Source organism: Hwanghaeella grinnelliae (genome assembly GCF_004005845.1).
Classification (GTDB): Bacteria; Pseudomonadota; Alphaproteobacteria; order UBA8366; family Aestuariispiraceae; genus Hwanghaeella; species Hwanghaeella grinnelliae.
In genome coordinates this window covers 492,942-519,192 of sequence record NZ_SADE01000001.1, presented here as the reverse complement: position 1 = coordinate 519,192, position 26,251 = coordinate 492,942, and the positions used below count along the sequence as shown (strand labels likewise).

The window sequence follows — 26,251 nt, the reverse complement described above, 5'->3', positions numbered from 1 at the left end:
AACGAATCATGGGGGGTACCATGTCCAATATTCAGTCCGGTATTTCATTGAGCGACCCGCGGGTGCGGGTCATCGATACCAGTAAGTTAAAAAGATACAGCGTGGCCGAGGGGTCGGAAGAGGCTTTCCGAGACTTTGTGAGCGGCCAGGAGGGTTTCCTGAAAGCGCGCCACGCGGACTATTCCGGCGTTTCGTCCCATCCAGGATATCGGCCCTACGCCAGGGTGGTGGTCGGCGGCAAGACCGTTGCGACAATCGACAATTTCGGCGGTGTGCAATCCTCCAACGCCATGGGCGGCAAAATTCGCCCGGCACTCGAGGCTGCGGACCGAAAGTCGGCGGGGCAGCAAGGCCCGGCTGCGGCCCTGGCCCGGGCGGAAGAAATCGCCAGGCAGTTGGGGGGCAAAGTCGCGATGGCCTCCACCGCCATGACGCAGTCGGAGTTCAACGCCACCCCGGCGCCGCAAGTCACCGTCAACCAGGCAGCCCTGCAGAACGACCCGATGTATGAACAACTGCAGAAACTTAAGCAGGCGCGGTCCGCGTTTCTGGCGCAGCAGCAGGCGCAGGAGGAGGTGTGACGATGCGCCAAAGTCTTGGTCTTCTTTGTACCCGCCGGCAACAATGACTGATGCGGCCGCATTCCGTTTCCGGCAGTTCGTACATTGTCATCGTAAATAGCACTCTCAGATAAGCGGCGGCGGTCATTGCAGTCGCATGGCGGGCCGGTCGTGGCCGTGCGGGAACACGCCCGCGCGCCCGGCCCCGGCGGCATCCAGCCCAGCGCCATTCCAGGCAAAGGCTTTAAGGCGGACATCCGCGCCTCGGAGGCCAGGCCCCCGATGGTCCGCACCGGCACGCCGGACGAGTCGCCCGCCTCGCCCCCCGCGCCTTGCTGTCCGATACCCACAGCCCCTATGTCACAGGCGTCATACTGCCGGTTGACGGCGGCCTGGCGCAGTATAACTGGATCGATCATCCGGACCTGCCGTACTAGTCTCTCGGAAACAGGTCCAAGGTCCGGGGCCGCAATTGCTGAGGGCCAAACCCGCACCGATGTCCCCACCGCGTCGGGCATCCAGCAAGCCCGGGGACTCGCGCCATCGGACCGGCTATCCCGGCCTGACGATTGATATGTAAACCATATTAGAGATGTGATATCCTACGCCATGACATGGTTCGATTTATCTGCCGGCCTCGGACCGGCGCTGGCACCTGGTGACGTTCAACTTCATCCTCGATATCTGCAAATTCGTACTAAGCTGGGGTACGACGATAACTCGAACACCATACCGCTGAAGGCGGCCATGGACCCTACCGACTTTCCCGCGCTCTTGCCCCTGGTCAACTTGGTTGCACACGTGATTGATGGTGGCGAAGACCGATTCCAGTACAAACTGATTGGAACACGAAACAGAGAAGCCGCCGGACAAAACATCAAGGGTCAGTTCCTGAGCGAAGCCGTAAAGCCGGAATTCTACCAAAGAATTCGTGGAAACTACCTTCAATGCATGAATAGCGGAAAACCTGTTTTCGATTTCTTTTCGGTGCCGCACGAACGTCGTGGCCACATCACGTCGGAACGGATGTATTATCCTCTTTCCAGCAATGGCAAAGACGTAACCACTTTCCTTGCTCTTCATGGATACGAGGATGTCGGTCTTTCTTCCTTCAAAGATGAACCGCTGGGAAACCTTGTGAACAGTCGACTGGCACAGGTCGGATCTGATCCACACAAGCGTCGCAGCGACCTAGCCTGGATTTTTCAGTGATGCTGACGTTTGCGGAGAATCTCCTTCCCAAGACAGGCCTTCTTCCCCAGACAGTACAAATACATACCAGGGATCGCATCGCCGAATTTGGAGGGTGGCCGCAGATTCGCCGGCAGGAATAGCAGGAATAGGCAAGCCGGGTTTGCATCTCTTGGCTCAGTTGTTAGCCTGGGCAGCAGACGAGCAAGCACGCGGTGCGCCACGGCAGCGCCGGCAAACCCACTCTCCCAGAAAGGACATGACCCATGACCCAAGCTAAACAGGGCGATACACTGCATCTTCATTACAAAGGCACGCTGGACGACGGTACCGTGTTCGACAGTTCCGAGGGGCGTGACCCGCTCTCGTTCGAACTGGGCGCCGGACAGATCATTCCGGGGTTGGAAGCGGGCCTGACCGACATGGAAGTCGGTGAAAAACGTACCGTCCGCGTTGAGGCGGCGGATGCCTATGGCGAGCACGACCCCGGCCAGGTTCAGGCTATGCCCCTGGCCAGCGTGCCGGACCATATCCCGACCGAAGTCGGAACACCGCTGGAAGTGCAGACCCAAAATGGTCAATCCGTGACCGTCGTGGTCGCCGACAAAACCGAAGACGAACTGTTCCTCGACGCAAACCATCCGCTGGCGGGCAAGGCCCTGACCTTCGACGTGGAACTGGTCGCGATCGCCTAAGGGCGGAAGCCCAGTCAGGGTAGAGAGTTCCGTACGGGGGCAGGTCGGACCATCGCGCTTGCCCCCGTCGGCATTCTGCATTCAGAGTATCTTTTTCGGTGACAGTTAACTTTATTCCGCCACCGCTCGGCGGGCTCCCGTTACCGCCGCAAGGCGGGTAGGCCGACCCCGGTGGCATCGAAGCCGCCATCGGCCGCGAGGATCTGGCCGGTGACATAGCTCGCCTTTTCGGAACACAGGAACAGAATAGCCTCGGCTATTTCCCGCTCGGATCCGTAGCGGTTCAAGGGAATGGCATCGTGATACGCGTCGATGATGTCCTGCGAATGAACCGCCATCGCCAGCTTCGTTTTCACCGGCCCGGGACAAACGCAATTCACGCGTATTCCAAACTCACCCAGCTCCGACGCTTGTTGTTTGGTCAAATGGATGACGGCGGCTTTCGACGTGCCATAAGCCACGCGTAAGGTCGACGCGCGAAGGCCCGAGATGGACGCGATGTTCACAATGGCCCCGCGCGTCTCCTTCAAAGCAGGAATCGCAGCCTGGGAAACCAGGAAGGTGCCATCCAGATTAGTCGCCATGATCTCCCGCCAGGAGTCGAAGCTGGTTGCCTCGAGCGGGGAAAAATCAGCGACACCGGCATTGTTCACGACGGCGTTTATCTTGCCGAAGGAAGCCAGCACCGCCGCCGTCATTTCCGCGACCTGTTCGGGTTCGGAAATATCGAATTGGAACGCCTTCGCCCCTGAGAGGTCCTTGGATGCGGCCCGCAATTCATCCCCGTCGCGATCGACCATCGCAACAGCCCAGCCGGCCTCGAGCATAAGCTTTGCGGTCGCGAGACCGATCCCGCGCGCAGCCCCTGTAATCAATGCTATTTTCTTGTCCATGCGCGAACGGTACAGCCTGCCTTATTGTCCGGCAACACCAGCCGCCGACGCTAGCCGATTTTGACGCAATCCAATGCGCCGAAAGTAGTTGCCCGCACCATCGGCAACACGAACTTCGTGGACCAAGCAAAAGAGGTAAAAGGGACGCCCTTACCACTCGCATGCACGGGTTACGATGAGAGGCTGCTGTGACAGTGCAAAGGTTCAACCAACGCTGTTGAAAGCGTGCCCACTTCCAGTTTGAGTTGGCTAAAAAACTGCATTGTAACTGGGATTGCCGTTTCTTGAATCGATAAACCTAGCGGTTGGATTCGGCAAAGATCAAAAGGCGCTTCCATTTGAGCTGATGACCTTTTTCAATCGTAACAACATTGTCGTAGGCACCGTCGGTCCAAATGGACAAATAGGTCGATGATGCAGGATAACTTTGCTCATGCCTGATGCGATTGGCATTGGGGGCAGTTCGGTTTGGATACCCCTTTTGGGCGAATTCAGTCTCTATCGCGATGGGATGATCGAATATGCCTGGATACCAGTGAATTGCTGTTTGAAGTTGAAATCTCTTGCTCTCTTCATGATAGAAAAATAGGTCGACAGGCGCGCGGCGCCATATCCCACCCTCATCAAGTAGAGAAACACAGAACGCGCATCCGGACCGGATAGCCTCAAGTAACATTTTTGAACTGTTGGCACTCTGGTCACTATCGAATATGCGGTGGTACTTCGGTTGGGCGATCCATTCCAAATGTCTATAACTAGCCAAAGACATCAATGTCGTTTGCGCTACCGTTTCGCCATTCACCATGGCTGGAAAGTAATGAATCCATGCGTCTTGAACATTGGTGTAGGCATAGTAGCTTCGATACAAATTGCAGACATGGGCGAGCGTATTGAAGTGATCGCCCGAAGTGAAAGCAAAAGCGACATTGTTTTCGGCGATTACAAAATCGAGCTGGTATGACTCGCAATACGGTTCCTTGGCGTTGGATAGCGGCCCATTGGTATCAGGCTCCAAGTAAATAGATAGAGCAGCCCCTTCTTCCAGAACAGACGATAGAATTTCTGACTGCAGTTCACGGCTGCGTATTTTTGGTTTCGACATTCAGGGCGCTCATTTCATTGGGCAGAATCAACAGGAAAGCCATCATGGATATTCGGAAATGCGGAATTTCGGTGGCAGTGCGCAAACGTACCAATATCATCCTAAAGTATGATCATATACGCAGCGTGCTACCAATTAAAGCGGGCTGAAAATGCGCACTGTCACCGCAAATGGTGACGGGTACCCGTGGAGGCCTCGACCATGGCGGCGGGATCGCCCATGCGGTGCCCATAGACGTCACGCTGGATAAGGTTGATCAAGACGCGGCGGAAGAGAGAAAGTCTAAGGACTAGGCGGCGAGGCTGGCGCGGACGTTGACATGATCGAACATTGTTTGACGCCCCTGGCGCGCTCGTCTAAAAGCCGCGCTGCATGCAGACGCACGCCGCCCGCTGACGGTCAATCGTCCCGGTGAAGTTCTGCCCTGAAACATCGACAACTGACATTCTTCCCGCGTTTCGCGCGGATGGCAGTGCGGGCCCCGTCCACTTTGCGAAACCGACGCAAGAGGAATGCAGAACGATGACCACGACATCCCAAACACCACCAGTCCCCGAACCGACCCCCAACCCACGGCCCGCCACCAGCACGGCCCTGCCGACACTGGCCGCCGCGAAGTCCCAGGCCAAACGCCTGCGGGAACGGCTTGCCGCCGAAGACATGCCGATCAGCCACGGCCACGCCCTGGAACTCGTCGCGCATCAGCATGGGTTCCGGGATTGGAACGCCTTTCACGCCGCCATCGGCAACCGCCCGCCCGACGCCTTCGTGCCGGGGGGCCGGGTCCAGGGCCGCTATCTGGGACAGGCATTCGACGCAACGATCCTGGCCGTGGACATGCTGCGCCCCGGTTGGTTCAGGCTGGAACTGGACCTGGACAATGCCGTAGACGTCGTCAGCTTCGACAGCTTTTCGAACTTCCGAAAACGCATCCGTGGAACCGTCGGCCCATCAGGTCTGTCGCGGGAGCGGTCGAGCGTCGGGCAACCGCATCTTGAAATCGATCTCTAGCTTCGGACGACGTGACCGTGAAATAACCAGAAGAAAAGAGCCGCGGAAAACCGCGGCTCTTTCCCTGTTCGGCACATGGCCGAGTTTAATAGCCCGTCGGCGTCTTAGACGTCGTTGAACCACCAACGTTCGTAGGCGCGCCCACCGTCGAGTTCCCAGTTCGCCGTCAGGTTCTCGCTATGGGAGACATTCTTGGCATGAGCGTAGACGCGGTTCCGGTAGATCGGAATGATCGATCCGCCATCGGTCGCCTGCAGCATCTGCATTTCGGCATACATGGCGGCGCGTTTCTTGTCGTCGAGCTCCGCCTTGGCCTGCAGCAGCAATTCGTTGAACTGCTTGTTCTGCCAATGGGATTCGTTCCACGGCGCGTCGTCCTTATAGGCCAGGGAGTATATGACGTCCGGCGTCGGCCGAGCGCCCCAGGAGACCATGACGAAAGGCTTCACCAGCCAGACATTGGACCAGTATCCGTCATTCGGCTCACGCACGACCTTGACGTTGATGCCGGCCTTCGCCGCATGGGCGGAGTACAGAGTCGCCATGTCGACGCAGCCCGCGAACGCGCCATCCGCCGCCGAAAGCTCGACATCGATACTGTCATAGCCGGCTTTTTTCAGCAGGGATTTGGCCTTGTCCGGGTCATAGGGCTTGGCCGGGATATCCGCATGATAGGGCAGCGCCGGGGCAATATGCGTGTCATTCCCGATCGTGCCGAAGCCTTTGAAGATCTTGTCCAGAATGTCTTGCCGGTCCATGGCGTACATCATGGCCTGACGGACATCGTTGTTCTTGAACGGTTCGACGTCGCAGAACATCGGCATGGTGATCGCCGCGCCCGACGGGACGTTCTGAATAACCAAGTTCGGATCGCGCTTCATCAGATGAACAGTCTTCAAATCAAGCGACGTAACCGCATCGACCTCACCGGTCTTCAGCGCCGTCTGACGCGCATTCGGGTCCGAAAGCTGGATCATCTGGACACTGTCGAAATTGGCGCAGCCGTCCTTGAAATAGTTCTCGTTCCGTTTCAGCACGGAGCGGACGCCCGCCTCATGGCTTTCGATGGAATAGGCGCCGGTGCCGATACCGCTCTCCCAATCCACATTGCCTTCGCCGTCAGACGGCATCATGACCAGATGATAGTCCGACAGGGTATAGGGCAGGTCCGCATTGCCGGCCTTCATGGTGATCACGACCGTGTCCTTGCCGTCCGCCTTGATATCCTCGACATCGGTCAGCAGCGATTTCGCGGCCGATTTCGTGCCTTCCGCGCGGTGGTAGTTCAGCGACGCAACCGCATCGGCGGCATCGAAGGTCTTACCGTTATGGAAGGTAACGCCCTTGCGCAGTTTGAAGGACCAGACCTTCGCATCGGGCGTCGCGTCCCAGCTTTCCGAGATGTCCGGCGCGACCTGGTTCGTGTTGTCGATTTCCGTCAGGTAGTTCCGGAAGATGTGGTTCATCTGAATCATGTAGACGGATTCAGTCGTACCCGGATCCAGCGAGTCGGTTGTGTTGCCGTCCTCGATCCCGACCCTGAAATTACCACCCTTTTTCGGCGTCGCCGCATAGGCGCGGCTTTGCCACATCGCGGAGGCGGCCGCCGCGGACAAACCCAGCGCGGAAGCACCGACCATGAAATCGCGTCTGGTCGCTCTGCTATCGCTCAGGATTTTGTCTAGCAATGGATGTTTCGTCATTTGGATAAGCCTCTCTGTTCAACTCAGTTAGCTGTTCTATGTTTTCTTAGGTTCGATTTTTTGTCATACGCCGTCGGCGATCCGCCTGATGTGGACACACTCCCGTTATTCTTGGCCCGTCGAAACCGCGAGCGAGGCCGTACGACATGGGCAGAAGCCCTTGGGAAAAGCATAGTCCACATACCCAGATCATGTAACCGTAAACATCTTAGGGCCGGTCAGAACCGCGCTAAGCGCCGGGGAACGCACATTGTTTGCCCGAAAACGACAACCAGCGTCCGCCTGGAACAATCGCTAGTTCCGCGCTGCACAATAGATTAAACTTGCGCACCCTGCGGTATTCCAGCCCGCAAGCCCGCCGGTAATCCAGGAGGTCCAGCTCATGCCGATCCAAAAAATCCTCGTCGCCAACCGGTCGGAAATCGCCATCCGCGTGTTCCGCGCCGCCAATGAATTGGGTCTGAAAACGGTCGCGATCTGGGCCGAGGAGGACAAGCTGGCGTTGCACCGCTTCAAAGCGGATGAAAGCTATCGGATCGGGCGGGGGCCGCATCTGGACCAGGATATGGGGCCGATCGAAAGCTATCTGTCGATCGATGAAATCATCCGGGTGGCCAAGGAAAGCGGCGCGGATGCGATCCATCCCGGTTATGGCCTGCTGTCGGAAAGCCCGGAATTCGCGGAAGCCTGCGCCGAAGCGGGCGTGCTGTTCATCGGGCCCAGCCCGGAAACCATGCGGCGGCTGGGCAACAAGGTCGCGGCCCGCAACCTGGCGATCGAGATCGGCGTGCCGGTCGTCCCGGCCACCGACCCCCTGCCCGACGACCCGGCGCAAGTCCTTAAAATGGCGGAAGAAATCGGTTTCCCCGTGATGCTGAAGGCCAGTTGGGGCGGCGGCGGGCGCGGCATGCGCACCATCCGCAAGGCCGAAGATCTGACCCGCGAGGTGATGGAAGCCAAGCGCGAGGCCATGGCCGCTTTCGGCAAGGACGAGGTCTATCTGGAAAAACTGGTCGAGCGCGCGCGGCATGTGGAAAGCCAGATCCTGGGTGACACGCACGGCAATGTCGTCCATCTGTATGAGCGCGATTGCTCGATCCAGCGGCGAAATCAAAAGGTTATCGAACGCGCCCCGGCACCGTATCTGAATGAGGATCAGCGCCAGGAACTGGCCGGTTACGCCAAGAAGATCGCCCATGCCACCGATTATGTCGGCGCCGGCACGGTCGAATTCCTGATGGATGCGGATACCGGCGCATTCTATTTCATCGAGGTCAATCCGCGCATCCAGGTCGAGCATACGGTGACCGAGGAAGTGACCGGGATCGACATCGTGAAAGCGCAGATCCGTATCCTGGAAGGGCACGAAATCGGCACGCCCGACAGCCGGGTTCCGGCCCAGGAAATGATACGGTTAAACGGCCATGCGCTCCAATGCCGTATCACGACGGAAGACCCGGAACAGAATTTCATTCCCGATTACGGCCGCATCATCGCCTATCGCGGGGCGACCGGATTCGGCATTCGCCTCGATGGCGGCACGGCCTATTCCGGCGCGGTGATCACGCGCTTCTACGACCCGCTTTTGGAAAAGGTGACCGCCTGGGCGCCGGACCCGGATGAAACGGTTCAACGCATGGACCGCGCGCTGCGCGAATTCCGCATCCGCGGCGTCGCGACGAACCTGACCTTCCTGGAAGCGATCATCACCCACGAAAAATTCCGCGACAACAGCTACACAACCCGCTTCATCGACGAGACGCCGGAACTGTTCTCCAACGTCCGACGCCGCGACCGGGCGACGCGGCTTTTGACCTATATCGCCGACGTCACCGTCAACGGCCACCCGGAGGCGCGAGGCCGCGCGGAACCGGACCCGGAAGCGGCCAAACCCGTCATCCCCTATGTAACCGGAGAGATCCCCGCCGGCAGCAAACAGAAATTCGAAGAATTGGGCCCGGACGGATTCTCAAAATGGATGCGGGACCAGAAACAGGTCCTGATGACCGACACCACCATGCGCGACGCCCATCAATCCCTGCTGGCGACGCGGATGCGCACCCATGACATCGCCAGCATCGCCGGTGTCTATGCCCGCACATTGCCGCAGCTCCTCTCGCTGGAATGCTGGGGCGGGGCGACCTTCGATGTCAGCATGCGCTTCCTGAACGAGGACCCGTGGGAACGCCTGAGCCTGATCCGCGAAGCCGCCCCCAACCTGCTGCTGCAGATGCTGCTGCGCGGGGCCAACGGCGTCGGCTATACCAATTACCCGGATAATGTGGTGAAGCAGTTCGTTCATGAGGCCAAGAACGGCGGCGTCGACCTGTTCCGCGTGTTCGACTGCCTGAACTGGGTCGAGAACATGCGCCTGGCCATGGACGCGGTGCGGACCGAAGGCGGACTGTGCGAGGCGGCGATCTGCTATACCGGCGACATCCTCTCCAACGCGCGCCCGAAATATGACCTGAAATACTATACCGACATGGCGGTCGAGCTGGACAAGGCGGGCGCCAACATCATCGCGGTGAAGGACATGGCGGGCCTGTTGAAACCCGCCGCCGCGACCCTGCTGTTCAAGGCTTTGCGGGACGTGACCGACCTGCCGCTGCATTATCACACCCATGATACATCGGGCATTTCGGCGGCCACCGTGCTGGCCGCGGTCGATGCCGGGGCGGATGCGGTGGACGCCGCGATGGACGCCTTTTCCGGCAATACCTCCCAGCCCTGCCTGGGTTCGATCGTCGAGGCGCTGAAAGGCAGCGACCGCGACCCCGGCCTGGACCCGGAATGGATCCGCCGCCTCTCCTTCTATTGGGAAGCGGTGCGCAGCCAATACGCCGCCTTCGAAAGCGACCTGAAGGGCCCAGCCTCGGAAGTCTATCTGCACGAAATGCCGGGCGGACAGTTCACCAACCTGAAGGAACAGGCGCGCTCGCTGGGCCTCGAATCCCGCTGGCACGAAGTCGCCCAGGCCTATGCGGATGCGAACGAAATGTTCGGCGATATCGTCAAGGTCACCCCGTCCTCCAAGGTTGTGGGCGACATGGCCCTGTTGATGGTGAGCCAGGATTTGAAGGTCGCCGACGTGAAGGACCCGGCGCGGGACGTCTCCTTCCCGGAATCCGTCGTTTCGATGATGAAGGGCGATCTGGGCCAACCCCCGGGCGGCTGGCCGAAGGACATTCAGAAGAAGGTGTTGAAAGGCGAGAAAGCCTATACCGAACGCCCCGGCTCCCTCTTGCCGGACGCGGACCTCGTCGCGGAGCGCAAAAAGGTGGAGGAAGACCTGGACCGCAAGATTTCGGATGCGGAATTCGCCTCCTACATGATGTATCCCAAGGTCTTCACCGACTATGCGCGCGCGCATGACCATTACGGCCCGGTCAGCCGGTTGCCGACCCCGGTCTTCTTCTATGGCTTGCCGGTGGGCGAGGAATTGCAGGTCGACCTGGAACCCGGCGTCACGCTGGTGATCGACACTCTGGCCCAGAGTGAAACGGACGAGAAGGGCATGGTCACCGTCTTCTTCGAATTGAACGGCCAACCCCGCCGCATCAAGGTCCCCGACCGCGCCCACGGCGCCGCCGGCGCCGCCGCCCGCCGCAAGGCAGAGGCCGGGAACGAGGCCCATATCGGCGCGCCGATGCCGGGCGTCGTCTCCGCCGTCAGCGTCAAACCCGGCCAGAAGATCACCGCCGGCGACAACCTGCTGAGCATCGAGGCGATGAAGATGGAAACCGTCCTCCACGCCGACCGAGACGGCGTGGTCGAGGAAGTCCTCGTCAAACCCGCCGACCAGATCGACGCGAAGGATTTGTTGGTTACGGTGATCTTGGATTAAGAATTTAGCACGGCGTAGCCATACAGTCCGGCGGTGGGCGTTGGAAAGAAAAAATGCGCTTGATCAAGCAGGCAACAGCGTCCGATTAAGGCAAACACTCGCTTCACTTAATGTAAGATCAGTTTCCGTGAGCGATGACGATTCCAAAGCTGGCTTTGGTTCAGAGTGTAGGATTGAAATCAATGTTTCCCCGATCGCCCGGGCCACCATTGGTGGAACAGCATTGGCAACTTGTGTGAAACGAGGAACCTCCCTGGAACGTCGGTCTCCGCCGGAGGTGTATTTTCCATGGAACGAAAACCAATCAGGAAAAGACTGAAGTCGTGCGTTCTCTCGTACAGTGAGGGTTCTAGGTTCTGAGTAGTGGAGAAGATCATCAGGCATGCTGGTAATCGTAGGCGCAGGTGCAAAAGGATCCATTACCCTTAGCGCTTGTTTTTTTAGGCCATGGGCTGCACGCAACTCCGGGCCAATTGAAACATTTAGCCGTCCTTGAGCAATGCACGCAGCAATTAGTTCTCTAAAGCGTTCAGCTATGTCCGCACGATGGCGTGCGAGTCTCAAATCTGTGATTGAGCCAGACAATCCTTGCCGCATTAATCGTTGAAAATCGGTGTTCGCCTTACCTGGAAAAATTTCACGAAAGCCTGGTGTATCTCGGCTGGGTACAGAGCCATTGGTCGTTAATTCCAAGTCTGAAAGAGCGTCTTGAGCGGAAACCGGAACTGAAATGCCAAGGGTTTTGAGGTACTTTGGTAGCCGAGACTTAAGAAGATCGAACGGGTCCAGATCTCCATATTTTGGATCAAGTGCAAGAAGGAAGTATCGTGTCCGTGCCTGGGGCACACCAAAAATTGAGACATCAAGAAGCGCCTCGTGGACGACATATCTGCGCTCAAGTTCATCCCGTAGAACATTAGCGTAGTTCTGAGTGTTTCCAGTCGGGAAATCCACGCCAAAGCCGCGCACGTTCTCGACAAACACAACACGCGGGTTCAGAAGATCTACTGTTTTTAGATATTCCTCAAATAACTTGTTCCGAGGGTCATCGGATTGCCGTCTTCCCGCGAAAGAGAAACCTTGGCATGGTGGCCCACCAGCTAAAATATCTATCTGTCCTCTGAGTTCAGATAGTCTTTCTGCAAATTTTTCATTTAGACCTTCGACGGACATGGGTGCCCTTGGCAACCATTCGGGCCACTGAAAATGCTGGCGCCGTCTACGATCTACCAGATTCCGAAATAGGCTGCGAAAGGCGAAATCGTCCTTTTCAATTGCAAACAATCCGGACATCCCGGACTGCATTAGACCTAGAGATAATCCGCCGCAGCCCGCAAACAAATCCACGAATACAGGTGCCCCCTGCTCTCCGGTCATCATCATCCCCTATGCACGTACTTCACGAGACTATGCAACAACTTGATGCACAGCGCCAGGCCCAGAACAGAAAGCCGTGGATTTTGGTCTAAGAGCCGCTTTCGTCCAATAAGGACTCTGACGTAACGATATCTAGCATTCTCTTAATCGCTTCAAGATTTACGAGAAATGTTTCTCGTATCTGCGGGAACCGCGCGACAGTTATGTCTTCACCCTTAGGGTTGGCAATTTCCCAGCCGTTGTCAGTGCGACTTTCCAGCGCGTGCCCAAGAGTATTTCGCACCTCAAGCACATCCTTTGTATAGTCTTTACATTCACGGCGGGCAGCCGCTAAGGCGTCGGAAGCGCCACATAACTGACGGAATTCTTCATAACCAGTTATTTTTCGAGCTACTTTGTGGAGTGTCATACTAGTCACGGCTCTTGAGCCAATTCGTCCAGCCAATCCCCCCTTACAGTCACTACTATAACCCTTTACACTTCTTTCTTGAGCATTCTGGACTTCTTCATCAAGTAGCGCAGCAATTTTGGCTTCTAGGTCACTATGCTTCCCAAGAGTAGTTAAAATCGCTCTATAATGATCATCGCATTCAGCCACCACCCTCGCAGCAAGGCCACGCATTCCAGGAAGTCGGTTAAACGATGCGGCAAGATGACCGATCAACTCTCCAGTTCTCTTTGTGAAGTCGTTTCGGTGAGAGATGAAAACACCCTCAACTTGACGTTCTTGAATCAATTGGACCAGTCCGTCTCTATTCTTCTTCCCTGAATAGAACAGGATTGGTGTAGCTGGGAATAAATCGCGAGCACGTCTCGCTTCATCTGCACCGTTCCCATCAGCCGCAAGATCAAGGTCGATTAAGATAAGGTCAAAGGGGTAATGACGCTCTTGTTCAACGGAGAGTTCCTTAAGGTCGTCTCCATTTGGACGATTAACAATTTCAATCTGGAAGCCATGTGCTCTGGCGGCATTCTTGATATTGTCCAATTCCGCCGGGGAATACTGGTCTTCGAGCCAAAGCAGACCAAACTTCAAGTTCATATCAGCGCTCCACGAACTTCAAGACGAAGTCCGCTCTCCCTTCTTCGCGATTACTCGCAAGTTCAATGCTGCCATTCATCCCGTTCATCACCTTTCGGATGTGATAGAGCCCCAGACCGCTTCCTCCGGCTGAACTTGTGTAACCTAACTCAAAGATTTTGGCAGGGTCTGCGTCGCGAAGTCCGATTCCGTCGTCTGTAACAAGTAACGCTATGCCTTTTTTAGTGCGACTTTCAACTGAAAATTTCATTTCTTGTGCGTTCGCCTTGCGAGAATTATCGACAAGGTTATCTACAATGACCGCAATATCAAAAGGCGAGAATGTAGTAATGAAAGGCTTTCCATCGTCCTTGAAAACAACGTTCGAAATTAAGTCAGCCCCCCCCACGATAACCTCAATATATTCTCGCAGGAACGTCAGGAGGTCATCCTGCATCTCGGCACGGTCAACCTCAACATCGAGGTTTGGCGCAAACCGCGTGAGTGCTTTCAAGCGGTCTGCCTCAAGAGTGATATACGCCACTTCGTCTTTAAGTTCGCCCATATTGTGCCTAAGCGCCGCCGCCAAGTCCTCGAGGTCCTCAGGGTCAATATCATCGCCTGATGGTATCATCTCTAGTGCCTTAACTAGATCACGTGCGGCCCGAAGTGATGAGCTATGGATATGGTTCGAATAAATTGAAACTTGATGTAACAGCAGCTGTAAGCGCTCACTTGTTGGCTTACTAGATGCGGATAAGAATCTCGCTTGGCGTTCCAAGCTATCAATCTTTACTGCATCAGCAGCCCGCATTTCCGCCAAATTAGCCGCCTCACGGCTCGCAGCTCGCTCAGCTTCTTCAAGTTCGGCAATACGTTGGCGTGTTTCAGCGACACGTTTTCGCATCTCGGAGTCGCCGGCTTTTTCCGCAAGACGGTCAAGGTCGGATAAAGTTCGCTGAGCAGTTGCCCGGCGCCCTTCCGCAACACGCTCCAGATCGGGTGCGATAGACAGCACCTTGACTTGATCTGGGGATGCCATCCGTCCCAAAACGCTGATCGCCAATTCCCGGCCTTGATCGCTCTCAAGTGCGGAACGATCTTCTCGGTATTGATCAGCCTTAATCTTCCAGTTTACTCCAGTGACGTATCGCTCTAGACGGATCACCATATAGCTACGAATAGCGTCATAAAGCGCTCTCTGGTTCGCATCTGAAATCAGCCCCTGATCGCGGCTAGATGCTTCTCGAAAGATTCCGGGGGCGGCCCGAATGTCTACTCGGCCCATGACATCGCGAGTACCTAAGAACCGAGACACACCTTGTTGTTTTCGGCGATTGAGACCAAAAGTATCATCAGTTTCTTCGCCAATTGGGAAAACTCGAAAGCCGTTCAAAAAAAGAAAAATGCTTCCAAATTCTACAGACATAACTCCCATACGCCGTGCGAATGTCGCTTTCGCACTTCTGTTCAGAAAGAAAATTTCACCTCTGATTGTAACTTTGGCCAACGCTTCATTCTGTAGAGGCTCGCGGATATGCAGCATCGTCGTTCCGCGATCGACGAGCCGTGTTTCGACTTCTCCATTTTCTATCAAGACCTCAATTCGAGTGGTCTTGTCTCGGAGAACATCGGCAACACTGTTACCAACAGGTCCATTGATTACTTCATTCGGCTCTGCTCCTTTTTCATCTTCATAACCAATTAGGCATGTGATGACATCGACATCGTCAGTAGTGCCGAAAGGATCAATCAACTTCGCCAAATACTGGCGCAACCGGAGCGTAGCATCAGCATTCCACGAATGCCGCGCCCCTTCGATCCACAAGACAGTGCCGTGTTTTGAAGGCGAACCTGATCCACAATTGATTTCCGGAAATGAATCGATGGGTGTCAGAGAAACCTCGATTTCTCCAAATTCCTCTTTTGAATCTTGCTCAAAATCTTCCCAATTAATGGACAATTTCTGGATTTGGTCTTGTCCAATAGCGCGTGAGTACAATTCTAGCGTTTTACCAAGTGTGTCGCATGAGAGCCGCCCAATCCCTTTGTTTCCTGCAAATTGTTCTCGTTGACCGATAAGATCGCGGTAGTCCTTGGGAATGTTGCTATCTTCCGAGCCATCAGCTTTTGCCGAGTATGCAAGGAAAAGCCAACGTTCTATAATATCTTGGCGGGACATTCCTTTCCCATCGTCTGCAATCGCAATTCGTCCTTCAAATGGATCAATCTCAATCACCACACTTGTTGCGCCAGCATCGAACCCGTTCTTCACAAGTTCAAAAACCGCAACAAATTCGTTGGTAACAAGACCACGGCCCAAGACATCCTTCAGGCGTGAACTGATTTTAAAGGTCTGTGTTCTTTCGTTCATTTGAGCACCAAGTTTAACTGGATCTCGAAGCCGATTATAAAATTGTCAGCTCGAATCTTAGGAACGATGGTTCCAAAACCACACTTCAGGTTAAACTTCTTTTATTCAATTCAATACGTTGTTGATCTCTCACGAATTGAACAACATTCGTTCAGAGGCATGATATTTTTGCAAGCTTGTTCTCAACTCAGGCTAGAATCACAACACATGATGCACGCCTGCCTTCAACTACTCGAATCGTTGTTAAGCTGGAAACTATCTGCTGTTTTGGACGATTGTTTAAAGGACGTACAGTAGTCTTCCCAACCTCCCAAACATTCGCCGTTCCAAGCAATAGCGGTCCATCATACCACCGCATAAATCCGGGGTTACGGTGACAGTTTGCTTTTCTAGTACAATCGCTTCCCCTCCTTCCCCACCACATGCGCCGCAACGCCCGCGCCGGCTTCGCTGTAGAGGGCGAAGGCCGTGTCGGCGATGCGGCAATCCGATTCACACACCCAATATTGCGAATAATTCTCAAAATCACTCTTGATTAACTGTCATGTTAATAATACTCATTCTCATCTGTGAAGGCGGTATTTCGAAACCGCCTTCGCTTAAATGTGGGGGGTGCGACTGCGTTCTGTTGGGCTTGCCGACGGGGCGGCGGAAAGGGCGAAGCGGCCGAGGTGGCTTCGCGATCCGTTGTTCCGGGGGCTGGACCAGGCATAGCGCGTTCAGTTCGAAACAATCAGCCAGACAATTCGGTTTAATTCCAACCGGTATCCAGCGACTTCCACCCATTCGGCCCACGCCCCCTGCCCATGTCGGTCCCTGAATCCAGGGGCCGTTCATTCGTCATACATGTCGAGGGGAAGTCACATGCGTCGTGCAATAAGCACTTTAGGCTGGAAGCTTACATTGGCCACATCGGTCGCTACCGCATCCATCACCGGAACACCGGCTTGGTCGGAGGAATTCACCCTGTCCCCGGTCGTGATCGAGGGCAGGACCGTTCATCCGTCACAGGCGATCCGGCAAGGGGTCGACAGGGCCTATAACAGCAGCCGGTCTTCATCCGGCGTCGGCGGATCGGTTCTGCAGAACCTGAACCCCGTCAACACGACGGATGCGCTGCGCTACAACGCAAGCGGATTGATCAACTCACCGGAGGCAGGCGACCGCTTCGGCAGCAGCAAGAAGGTTCGTACCTTCGGCGATTTCGGGGCATCGGAATCGATCGACGGCCTGCCGGCGCTGAAGTTCCAGGGTCAGGAAGGCGGCGGATACAACAACACGCTGGTGCCAAGCATCGCGGTTGAGCAGATCGACGTCCTAAAGGGCGGGCGCGCCGTTCAGTACGGCGACGGCAGCGACGGCGGGGTCATCCAAACCAACATCAAATCCGGCCGCGGCTACGAGGACCACCAGGCGATCAGTATCGACGCCAGCACCGCGCGAGAAGGCATCGTGCAAGGCGAAGTCGCGGACAGCACGGAGGACTGGGATTATTATGCCGCGGCCAGCGGCTTCCTGGGCAGCTATGACGGCGACCCGAGCAGCCTGGACAAACAGTACATTGTGGGCACCGTCGGAAAACTCGGCTTCAATTTCAGCGAAGACACGCGCGCCGAGCTTTTGGCGATCTACGACCGTAGCCGTCCCGATATCTTCCGGAACGGGGACCTGAATAAAATCACCACGGAATCGTGGATGGGCGCGGCGACGGTCGACCACACGCTGAGCGATATCAACAGCGTGCAAGCCGGCGCCGCCATCACGAATACACGGTCGCGCTGGCCGGCCCGGAACCGGAACCGCGCCATCGACAACCGGATCCTGTTCGCGGACCACAATCTGTCGCTGCCCCTTTCCGACACGATCGACTACGACGGCACGGTCGGGGTGGAGTACAAACACACATTCAATGAACGCGACAAGACGTTCGACAATTCGTTCGACGACTATGCCGTGAAGTCCATGAACGCCTTCACGTTCAACGACAACCTCACCCTCACGGCGGGTCTGCGTTACACCTGGCTGAACAACGAAATCATCCTGAACGGCGTGGAACAGGCCGACAACCTGCAGGATGACGCCATCCTGTCCTATCAGGCCGGCGCATCCTACAGCGTGTTGGATGAGACGCGCCTGCGCGTTTCCTACGCGACCGGTTTCAATCGCTTCTTCGAGAAGTACGGAAACTTCGGCACGGACGCCCTGAACCCGAACGGCGCGCAAGACGAAGTCGTTGAATCGAAAACCATGGAAATCGGCATCAATCAGGGCATCCACAACGGGTATATCGATGTCGCCCTGTACAACATCGTCCAGGACAACGTCCCGCGCCGAAACGGCGGCGCCATCCAGAATGTGGAGGTGGACCAAACAGGGATCGAGGTTGAGGCATTCGACCAGCTCACCGACAGTGTTTCGGTGTCCGCCTCCTACATGCACATCCTGGACGTTGAAGCGACGCGGGCGGACGGCACGAACGCCAACGGCAATGTCTTTTTCGGGAGCAATGGCGTGCCGGTGCCGGAACATCAGGCCAGTTTGCGCCTGGACTACCGGGCGACCGAGAAATGGGGGATTTGGGGCGCCGCGTATGTCACGACCGGGTTCGAATCCTACAATATCGACGGCTCGGTAACCGAACGGTCCGGCTTCACGCGTTTGGATATCGGCACCAGCTATGCGGTCAACGACAAGCTGACCCTGCGCGCGCGGGCCGAAAACCTGCTGGACGAACGTGATTTCGGACAAACCATCGACGGCCAAACCTTCGACGACGACGCCAAACTGGGCACGGTCGTCTGGCTCGGCATGGATTACACGTTCTAGGGCCGCCGCAAGCGGATAAGGGTTCGATCAGGTCATGCGGTATTCATCGATAAAAGCCATACATTTCTACACCACGCTTGTATTGATGGTGCCGCTGATCCTGGCGAGCGTCACCGGTGCGATTCTGGTCTACGGTCCGGAATTGCAGCGCGCCTTTGCCCCCGGCGGGTGGAGTGTCACCCCATCCGGGACGCCGTTGCCGCCGCCCGAGATATTGGACCGCGTCCAAGAGCAGCGCCCGGACCTTCCGGTTTGGGCACTGACCCTTGCCGAAGCGGAAAATCTTCCTCACACCGCATGGCTTTCAGGCGGCAAGGGTGTCGTCAATATCGATCCCTATACCGGGGATATACTGGTTCATTTCAGGCCGAACGAGACCTTTCAGGGGTGGGTGACAGCGCTGCACCGGCGATATTTGGCGGAAGGAAAACCCGCGCGTTGGACGCGGCATGTCGTTTCCGTCGTCGCGCTTCTCATGGCGTTCGAGATTTGCATCGGACTGTGGCTCTGGCTCAAACTGCCGAACCGGTTGAAGCGGCTGGTCGTGCCGAAAGGGCGCAGCACGGTGGTGACGGTGCTTCGCCTGCATCAGCTTACCGGCGTGTTGACCGCGCTTCTGTTGCTCACCGTCGCCTATACCGGGATGGCCTTGTATTGGCACAATCCAATGCAATGGGTTCTGGAAACCCTCACCTTCAGCGAGGTCGCGCAGGAAAATCCGCCCAAATTCGAGGGGCTCGCCCCGCTTGAGGATCTGCGCGCGGCCCTCTCACTCGCCGCCGCCGTCCCCGCCACGGCCAATGCGGATCTGCGCACGATCCGCCCGCCGGACAGGAAGGGAGGCCCCGCCATCATGACCTACTTCGCCGAAGGGCAGACCATGCCGACGAAGGTCTGGATCGGCGACCAACCAGCGCGCGTCCTGCATGTCCAGGACGGACGAGACGTCACCCTGGCCACATGGCTGTGGCATATGAAATATCAGATCCATGTGGGCACCTTCGCCGGCCCGGTCGTCCGGGTGTTCTGGATCGTCCTGGCGCTGACACCGGCGGGGTTCGTGATCAGCGGGTTATGGCTGCATCTCAAACGCCGTAAAAAGCCGGCACGGGACCGACAGTCCGCGGGATGACAGTCCCTCCCCCCGTCCGGCGGTTCCGCCGGGCCGCCGCCGCAACCCCCACCCGGTTCATGCGTTTCTCATATGAGCATGAATTTTCTAGGAGACGGCGGTGCAGCCAACTGGGGAGAGCGCCGGCACGGATGGTGCCGGGCCGGACATACAACCGCAGCAGCCACCTTCGGCGGCGCCTGGGCAAAAGGAAGTCAATGCCCAGGACATAAATGATTGGCAGCGCAAGGCGGTCTATGGACTGTTTGGGCTCGCGGCGGCCTATACGCTGTATTTCGCGGCGGAATTGGTTCTGCCGATCCTGTTTGCCGTCTATCTCTCGCTGGTGTTGAGCCCGGTGATCATCGGGCTGCGCCGCGTCGGGTTGCCGGATTGGTTGGGCGCGGCCGTGGTGCTGTTCGGCCTGCTATCCTCGCTGTTCGTTGCCTTCCACTTACTGGCCGAACCGGCATCGGACTGGATTTCGCGCATCCCCAGCGCGGTGCGGGAAATCGAGTATCGCGTCTGGCCGTTCCGGGAAACCATCGAGGAAGCCAAGGAAGCGTCCGAAAAGATCAATGAGCTGGCACGGGTCTCGCCCAAGGACGAACGATCCGTCGTCGTCGGCGATACCAGCCTGTCGGACCTGTTGCTCTCCTATACTTGGCAAACCATCGCACAGACCGGCATCACCCTGGCGCTGCTGTTTTTCCTGTTATCCGGCGGCCGCCGGGCGGTGACCGACATTTTGAGGCGCGTGGCGCGGCAGGACCGGCGCCGTCAACTGTCGCAACTGTTCATATCGGTGCAGACCAAGGCAGCCCATTACCTGGCCACGGTCGCGCTGATCCAATTCACCGTCGGCTGCCTGACCGCCGCCGCCATGGCGGCCTGGGGCATGCCGAACGCGCTCTTATGGGGGGCGATGGCATTCGTGCTGGGCTTCATCCCCTATCTGGGCCCGGTGGTAACAACCGGCGCCATCGGCATCGCCGCCTTGCTGACGTTCCATGATTGGCTCTCTATCCTGGCGCCGCCTTTGACCTATGCTGCGATTACCGCAGGTGAGGGATATTTCATTTCCCCCACCATATTGGGGCGTCGGTTCACCTTGCACCCCATATCCGTCTTTCTGTCCATGCTGGCCTGGACTTGGCTATGGGGCGTGGCCGGCGCGTTGCTGGCTGTGCCGATCCTGATCACGGCGAATGCCGTCATCAAGGAATGGCATGCCATGCGCACGGAAGACCTGGAAGCGGAAGGGAACGAGAATGAAGCACCCCAAGCCGCATCCCCTACATGACCGCGCCCGGTTTTCATATCCAGATCATTGCAAAGCGTCTATTGCGCCGCAGCAAAATCCATTGCTAAGCTGGTTGCTCCACGGATTTTAGGAGCGAGCCGATGCAGGGTGTACCGTTGAACGGGGAATTTGGATGTCTGATCGAGGATGTCCGACTCAGCGATTTGAGTGACCCTGATTTCCGGCAACAGGCCTTTTCCCTGTGGCAGAAGCATGGCGGACTGCTCGCCCTGCGCGGGGATGAACTGACCGGGCTGACCGCCGATGGCATGCTGAACTGGGCCGAGGTCTTCGGCGCGATTGAAGTGCGTCCGATCGCGGGCCGGGACTTGATGATGGTCGACGGCACGCAAATCCTGCGCATTGGAAATATTCGTGACGAACAGGGCCGTGCGATAGCCCAGCAATCGGATGTGCCGGCGCTGAAGAACGATGCGGATATGCGCTATGACACAACGACGCACCGCCCGGTCTGGCATACGGATATCGGCAGTGCGACGCCAACGATCGGGTCGGTGCTGCATTGCCGGCAGACCCCGCCCAGTGGGGGTGAAACCCTGTTCGCCGATGCCGGCACCGCCTTCGAGCGGTTGGATGCGGCAACCCGCGAAAAACTGCTGGGCATGGAAGCGGTCATGTCCCAGGCACATCACGACAAGAAGATCAGCCTCTACACGCCGGGCTATCCGGTACTGACGCCCGAAGAGCGTGCGGCCAACCCACCCTATCGCCAGCCCGTCGTCCTGATCCATCCGGAAACAGGAAAGCCGGCACTTTACGGTTTGAACAGTTCCACCGCCGCCCTGGTGCCGAAGGGCGCGACCATTTCCCAGGAACAGCTGGACCTTTGGGATCTGGAAGGTGTGGAGGACGAAAGCGTCGCCCTCTACCGCAACCTGCTACCCTTCGTGACCGGGCCGGAATTCACCGTGAAATGGTCTTGGTCCCCCGGTGATATTGTCGTTTGGGACAACCGCTGCACCTTGCATGCGGCGACCGGTTTCGACAGTGACGCCCATCAACGCGAGATGTGGCGCGTCACCCTACACGCAATGGAAAACGTGAAAGAGGAAGCGGCGTAAACCGCGGCAGACCTCTATCATTGGAAACAACACTATTCGGCGGGACGGCATTGTCGCCCGCCGACTTCGGCTTTCTACTGGGTGGATAAGAAAAGGGGGTCGGTTCTTACGATAACCCCCGCAAGGAAACGCATCCCAATCCACACCATAAAGGCCCCGCCATGACACTCCAAAAAACCGGTTTCTTTTCCTGCCCGACGCAGGTCCGCTTCGGCGTCAACGCAATCGATGGACTGCGGGATATTCTCGGCGACGGCGGCTGGCGCAATGTGCTCTGCGTGGTCGATCCGGCCCTGGTCGACAGCAAGATCATGACACGCATCGCCGCAGTCGCCGAAGCGGCGGGCGTCACTCTGACCCAGTTCAGCGAAATCGACCCGGAACCGAAGGACAAGTCGGTCGTCGCCGGCGCTGCCCTATGCCAAACCCAAAAGTCAGAAGCGATCATCGCGCTCGGCGGTGGCAGCGCCATCGACGTGGCCAAGACCATTGGCATCCTGGCCACCAATGGCGGCGTGGTCGCCGACCTTGAAGGGGTGGACAGGTTCTCGATTGCGCCACTCCCCTTGATCGCCATTCCCAGCACCGCAGGAACGGGGTCGGAGGTTTCCGGCGCGGCGGTCATCACCGATACCGCGCGTAATGTGAAAATGGCGATCCGCCATGCCCGTTTTGGCCCGGCGATGCATGCCATCCTCGACCCGCTGGCGATCAGCACCGTGCCGGCCCATGTAGCGGTCCATGCCGGGGTGGATGCCTTCGTGCATGCCTTCGAAAGCTACCTGTCCAAACTGGCGAACCCCTGGTCCGATGCGGTGAATCTTCATGCCATGCGGTTGATCAGCGAAAACATTCGCCCCTATGTGGCCAACCGGGAGAACACACAGGCTGCGCTCGGCATGCAAAACGGCTCGGCGCTGGCGGCACTGTCCTTCGGTACGACGGGGCTGGGCAACGTGCATTGCATGGCCATGGTGCTGGGCAGTCGCTATCCGGTGCCGCATGGATTGGCCAATGCGGTCTGCCTGCCGCATGCGGCGCGGTTCAATCTGATTGCCAATCCGGCCCGCTTTGGGGATGTGGCGCGTGTCATGGGAATGAATGTACGAGGTGTACCGGAACGCGAGGCCGCCCAGATGGGATTGGACGCCATCGGCACACTCTGCGACGACCTGTCCGTACCGAAACGGCTGCGGGATCTGGACGTGACGGAAGACAGTCTGGATACCATGGCCAAACATGCCTTTCAGCTGAACTACAATCGTTGGAACCCGCGCCACACGACGGAAGCGGATTTCATCAGCATGTTCCGGTCGGCCTATTGAGAACGAAGCCAACCTGCCGTGAGCGGTCGACCATAACATGGAAGGCGGCTACTGCCCGGCATCCCGCTCCGCATTCCTGCCTACCACATGTGCGGCGAAGCCCGCGCCGGCCTCCCGGTAAATATTGAAGACCGTATCGGCGCCGGCTTCCTCCAACGCCTCGACCTGATCCTGAAACCGCGCAGTAGCGGCAATGCGACCGGTGAATCCGGCGGCCTTCAACTGTTCCAGAACGGCCATGTTGGTGGCGTGGCGCGGCAGGGCGAGCATCACCAGTTCCAGCGAATGACCGGCCTGCATACGGTCCCAAAAATCCGAGTCGGACGGGTCGCCATGCAGGACGTGGCGGCCCTCCTCGCGCTGGTTGGCGGCGGTTTGCGGGTCGATATCGACACCGACGACAACGTCGCCGTCCCGTTCCCGCATCATGTCGAAAGCACCGGTTCCCACACCGCCCATGCCGATCACCGCGATCTTCGCGCCCCGCATGTCGAGCAGGCGGTCATCCGAGATCAGGTCGTCCCGCTCCATCCGTTTCCAACGATTCCGGTACTTGGTGTATAGCGGTTGGGAGACGGTGCTGAGCCCCGCCGCCACAGCGAAGGAAAGTGAGAGCGCAACGGCAATCGCAACCATCCAATCATTCCCGATCCAGCCGCTGGATATGCCGATTGCCGCCACAATCAAGCCGAACTCACTGTAGTTGGTGAGGTTGATCGAGGAGAGCAGTGCCGTGCGCGCGCGCAAGCGGAACCGGGTTAACAAAGCAAAGAACAACGCGCCTTTGAGGAAGACGAAAGGCGTCAGCAACACGCCAATCGCAACCGTCTCCCAGGTCAACGCGCCCGACAGGCCTATGGAAAGGAAAAAGCCGAGGAGGAACAGATCCTTGAAGCCAAGCATGGTCTTGGCCATCTCGTCCGCTTTCGGATGGTTGGCAATCAACACGCCGAGAACGAGCGCGCCGAGATCGCCTTTCAGTTCCAGCATCTCAAACAGTTCTGCCCCGCCCATGGCGAGCAGAAAACCATATAGCACCAGCAGCTCGTCATGACCGACGCGTTCGAGCAGCTTGTGCAGTACCGGCCGCAGCGGGATGAGCAGCAGTACCAAAGCGGCCCAGGGGGATGGTATCTTACCGGCCGAAACCGCCAGAAAGATGACGGCGGCAATGTCCTGCATGATCAGGATGCCGATGGCGATGCCACCGTGGAGGGATTTCATCTCCCCCTTCTGTTCAAGGACCTTCACGACAAAAACCGTGCTGGAAAAACTGAGCGCGAAGGCGACGAGAAGCGCCTGCGGCCAATCAAGATCCGCGGCAAGCGGTAGGCCGGCCAACGCCATCACCGTCAGCACCATGAACAGCACTGCGACGGTGACGCCGGTTTGGACGCCCGTCACCGCCCAGACCTGCGGCTTGGCCAAGGTGCGCAGATTCAGCTTCAGCCCGACGGTGAAAAGCAGCAGCGTGATGCCAAGGTCCGAAAGCCGTTCCAGCGTGACCCCGCTGGTGATGCCATAAGCGTTGAGGACGAATCCGGCGGCGAGGAAGCCGACCAGGGGCGGTAAGCCGACCGCGCGGGAAAGCAAGCCAAGCACAAAGGCGATCGAGATCCAGGTAACGTCACCAAGCGCGATTGCGATCCACTGGAAATCCATACCTGCTTCAATCCCTTTTCACTGTCGGTTCTGCCCCCTTACCTATGGCTCGACGGAACGAGCCCCCCAATGCTCGGGGTTAGTTCACAGCTACATCCCTGTCCAGCGTCTTGACTAATGCGCCACCGATTTCGAGAAGACATTGATCACAACCACCCCGGCAAGGATCAGGGCGAGGCCGATCAGCGCGGGCATATCCAGTTTCTGGTTGAAGCCCAGCCAAGCGACCAGCGTGATCAGGATGATCCCCGCCCCGCTCCACACCGCATAGACGATCCCGGTCGGCATGACCCGCAAGGGATAAGATAGAAACCAGAAGGCCGCCGCATAGCCGACCACAGTGATCACGCTGGGCCAGAGCCTGGTAAACCCCTCCACCCGCGCCAGTGCCGTCGTACCGATCACCTCCGCCACGATCGCCGCGGCGAAGAAGAGATAGGTGGTCATTGTCGTCATTGAGAAGGAAGTCATCGGGTTTTCCCGTCCTAACGTCACCGCTGGGTTGTGCTCTAAATCGTCGCTTCCGGAAGACCCTACTCCGAACCGAACTCAGGGAGAAACTTTGCGATATCCTCATGGGACACAAAGCAGTCGAACTTCCCAGATTCCCGTACATTCTTTTTTCGAAACGTGGACGGCGAAACGAGAACCGTCTGAAAATCCTGATAGCGACCATACTTTACGTCATGCAACCAATGTTTGGCCCGGGCAGCATATAGTTCCGGCTGGAAAGCAGTAAATTTTCCATCGGCCAGTTTGTTTTCGATATGGAGTGCAAAAATCATCCCATCGCTTGCCTCGAAAACAACAAGCACATCCGTTTCGCCTTCTCTTAGAACTTCTTCGTTTCGACCCGTTTCAGGGTCTGTAAACTCGACAGGAAAACGCCCCCAAGGATGATCGGATCGGGAGAAGACGCATCTTCCTCCCCGATCAGAAAATCGCGTTCTGGAAAGGAACCAATCACAAAAACCCGGCAATTCCTTGAACCCTCTCTCTAGGACTCTATCCAGTTCCTTTTCGGTCATACCATTCGCCCCTGTTCGTGAAACACGGCTGACGCTTATCTCGCATAATTTCCTTCTACTGCGCGTAGAGGGCCGTCCTACATACACCATACCGCTTCACTGGCCGCCCCCCGCCAGCCCTGGTCAGATTTTGTTAACTC

The 26,251-nt window shown here is 57.3% G+C and carries 20 protein-coding genes; 11 read left to right on the top strand and 9 right to left on the bottom strand.

The window, feature by feature from the left end:
• Positions 1–20: 20 nt before the first annotated feature.
• From EOI86_RS02240 to EOI86_RS02230, 3 genes are all read left to right on the top strand, one after another.
• The gene (locus EOI86_RS02240; protein WP_127763515.1) at positions 21–581 is read left to right on the top strand and encodes a hypothetical protein; all 561 of its coding nucleotides are present in this window, start codon (positions 21–23) and stop codon (positions 579–581) included.
• A gap of 588 nt (positions 582–1,169) precedes the next feature.
• Entirely contained in the window at positions 1,170–1,772 is a 603-nt protein-coding gene (locus tag EOI86_RS02235; RefSeq protein WP_127763514.1) for a PAS domain-containing protein, read from the top strand.
• A 245-nt stretch (positions 1,773–2,017) separates the two neighbouring features.
• On the top strand, positions 2,018–2,446 hold the full coding sequence (locus tag EOI86_RS02230; protein ID WP_127763513.1) for an FKBP-type peptidyl-prolyl cis-trans isomerase: 429 nt from the start codon (positions 2,018–2,020) through the stop codon (positions 2,444–2,446).
• Positions 2,447–2,586: 140 nt separating this feature from the next.
• Here the strand turns inward: EOI86_RS02230 and EOI86_RS02225 are convergent, their stop codons facing one another.
• Positions 2,587–3,339 (bottom strand): SDR family NAD(P)-dependent oxidoreductase, encoded by a 753-nt coding sequence (locus tag EOI86_RS02225; protein WP_127763512.1) that lies wholly within the window; start codon positions 3,337–3,339, stop codon positions 2,587–2,589.
• 298 nt (positions 3,340–3,637) lie between these two features.
• The gene (locus EOI86_RS02220; protein ID WP_127763511.1) at positions 3,638–4,441 is read right to left on the bottom strand and encodes a hypothetical protein; all 804 of its coding nucleotides are present in this window, start codon (positions 4,439–4,441) and stop codon (positions 3,638–3,640) included.
• Positions 4,442–4,611: 170 nt separating this feature from the next.
• On the opposite strand from EOI86_RS02220, the gene EOI86_RS24870 reads away from it, so the two are divergent.
• Together EOI86_RS24870 and EOI86_RS02215 are read left to right on the top strand one after the other, a co-directional pair.
• Complete coding sequence (locus tag EOI86_RS24870; protein WP_275668578.1) at positions 4,612–4,734, top strand: hypothetical protein; 123 nt, start codon at positions 4,612–4,614, stop codon at positions 4,732–4,734.
• Between the two features lie 229 nt (positions 4,735–4,963).
• Positions 4,964–5,452: a glyoxalase superfamily protein gene (locus tag EOI86_RS02215; RefSeq protein WP_205032020.1), complete on the top strand. Its 489-nt coding sequence runs from the start codon at positions 4,964–4,966 to the stop codon at positions 5,450–5,452.
• 104 nt (positions 5,453–5,556) lie between these two features.
• Here EOI86_RS02215 and EOI86_RS02210 read toward each other — a convergent pair whose 3' ends face one another.
• Positions 5,557–7,155, bottom strand: a complete 1,599-nt coding sequence (locus EOI86_RS02210; protein WP_127763510.1) for an ABC transporter substrate-binding protein — start codon at positions 7,153–7,155, stop codon at positions 5,557–5,559.
• A gap of 382 nt (positions 7,156–7,537) precedes the next feature.
• Between EOI86_RS02210 and pyc the strand changes: the two genes are divergently transcribed.
• Positions 7,538–11,002, top strand: a complete 3,465-nt coding sequence (gene pyc / locus EOI86_RS02205) for a pyruvate carboxylase (RefSeq protein ID WP_127763509.1) — start codon at positions 7,538–7,540, stop codon at positions 11,000–11,002.
• 63 nt (positions 11,003–11,065) lie between these two features.
• On the opposite strand, the gene EOI86_RS02200 is transcribed toward pyc, so the two are convergent.
• The 3 genes from EOI86_RS02200 to EOI86_RS02190 form a co-directional block, all read right to left on the bottom strand.
• Positions 11,066–12,385 (bottom strand): DNA cytosine methyltransferase, encoded by a 1,320-nt coding sequence (locus tag EOI86_RS02200; protein ID WP_205032019.1) that lies wholly within the window; start codon positions 12,383–12,385, stop codon positions 11,066–11,068.
• An 82-nt stretch (positions 12,386–12,467) separates the two neighbouring features.
• Positions 12,468–13,421 carry a response regulator gene (locus tag EOI86_RS02195; protein WP_127763508.1) on the bottom strand — a complete coding sequence of 318 codons (954 nt, stop codon included), beginning with the start codon at positions 13,419–13,421 and terminating at the stop codon, positions 12,468–12,470.
• Position 13,422: 1 nt separating this feature from the next.
• On the bottom strand, positions 13,423–15,774 hold the full coding sequence (locus EOI86_RS02190) for an ATP-binding protein (RefSeq protein ID WP_127763507.1): 2,352 nt from the start codon (positions 15,772–15,774) through the stop codon (positions 13,423–13,425).
• A gap of 864 nt (positions 15,775–16,638) precedes the next feature.
• Here EOI86_RS02190 and EOI86_RS02185 point away from each other — a divergent pair.
• From EOI86_RS02185 to EOI86_RS02165, 5 genes are all read left to right on the top strand, one after another.
• On the top strand, positions 16,639–18,600 hold the full coding sequence (locus EOI86_RS02185) for a TonB-dependent receptor domain-containing protein (protein ID WP_127763506.1): 1,962 nt from the start codon (positions 16,639–16,641) through the stop codon (positions 18,598–18,600).
• Between the two features lie 34 nt (positions 18,601–18,634).
• Positions 18,635–19,732, top strand: a complete 1,098-nt coding sequence (locus EOI86_RS02180; protein ID WP_127763505.1) for a PepSY-associated TM helix domain-containing protein — start codon at positions 18,635–18,637, stop codon at positions 19,730–19,732.
• A 100-nt stretch (positions 19,733–19,832) separates the two neighbouring features.
• Positions 19,833–21,014 (top strand): AI-2E family transporter, encoded by a 1,182-nt coding sequence (locus tag EOI86_RS02175; protein WP_127763504.1) that lies wholly within the window; start codon positions 19,833–19,835, stop codon positions 21,012–21,014.
• Positions 21,015–21,115: 101 nt separating this feature from the next.
• Positions 21,116–22,096, top strand: coding sequence for a TauD/TfdA dioxygenase family protein (locus tag EOI86_RS02170; RefSeq protein ID WP_127763503.1), 981 nt, complete (start codon positions 21,116–21,118; stop codon positions 22,094–22,096).
• A gap of 161 nt (positions 22,097–22,257) precedes the next feature.
• Positions 22,258–23,421 carry an iron-containing alcohol dehydrogenase gene (locus tag EOI86_RS02165; protein ID WP_127763502.1) on the top strand — a complete coding sequence of 388 codons (1,164 nt, stop codon included), beginning with the start codon at positions 22,258–22,260 and terminating at the stop codon, positions 23,419–23,421.
• A 48-nt stretch (positions 23,422–23,469) separates the two neighbouring features.
• Here the strand turns inward: EOI86_RS02165 and EOI86_RS02160 are convergent, their stop codons facing one another.
• The 3 genes from EOI86_RS02160 to EOI86_RS02150 form a co-directional block, all read right to left on the bottom strand.
• The gene (locus tag EOI86_RS02160) at positions 23,470–25,083 is read right to left on the bottom strand and encodes a cation:proton antiporter family protein (RefSeq protein ID WP_127763501.1); all 1,614 of its coding nucleotides are present in this window, start codon (positions 25,081–25,083) and stop codon (positions 23,470–23,472) included.
• 114 nt (positions 25,084–25,197) lie between these two features.
• Positions 25,198–25,530 (bottom strand): SMR family transporter, encoded by a 333-nt coding sequence (locus EOI86_RS02155; protein ID WP_127765078.1) that lies wholly within the window; start codon positions 25,528–25,530, stop codon positions 25,198–25,200.
• 86 nt (positions 25,531–25,616) lie between these two features.
• On the bottom strand, positions 25,617–26,111 hold the full coding sequence (locus tag EOI86_RS02150) for a hypothetical protein (RefSeq protein ID WP_127763500.1): 495 nt from the start codon (positions 26,109–26,111) through the stop codon (positions 25,617–25,619).
• Between the last annotated feature and the right edge of the window lie 140 nt (positions 26,112–26,251).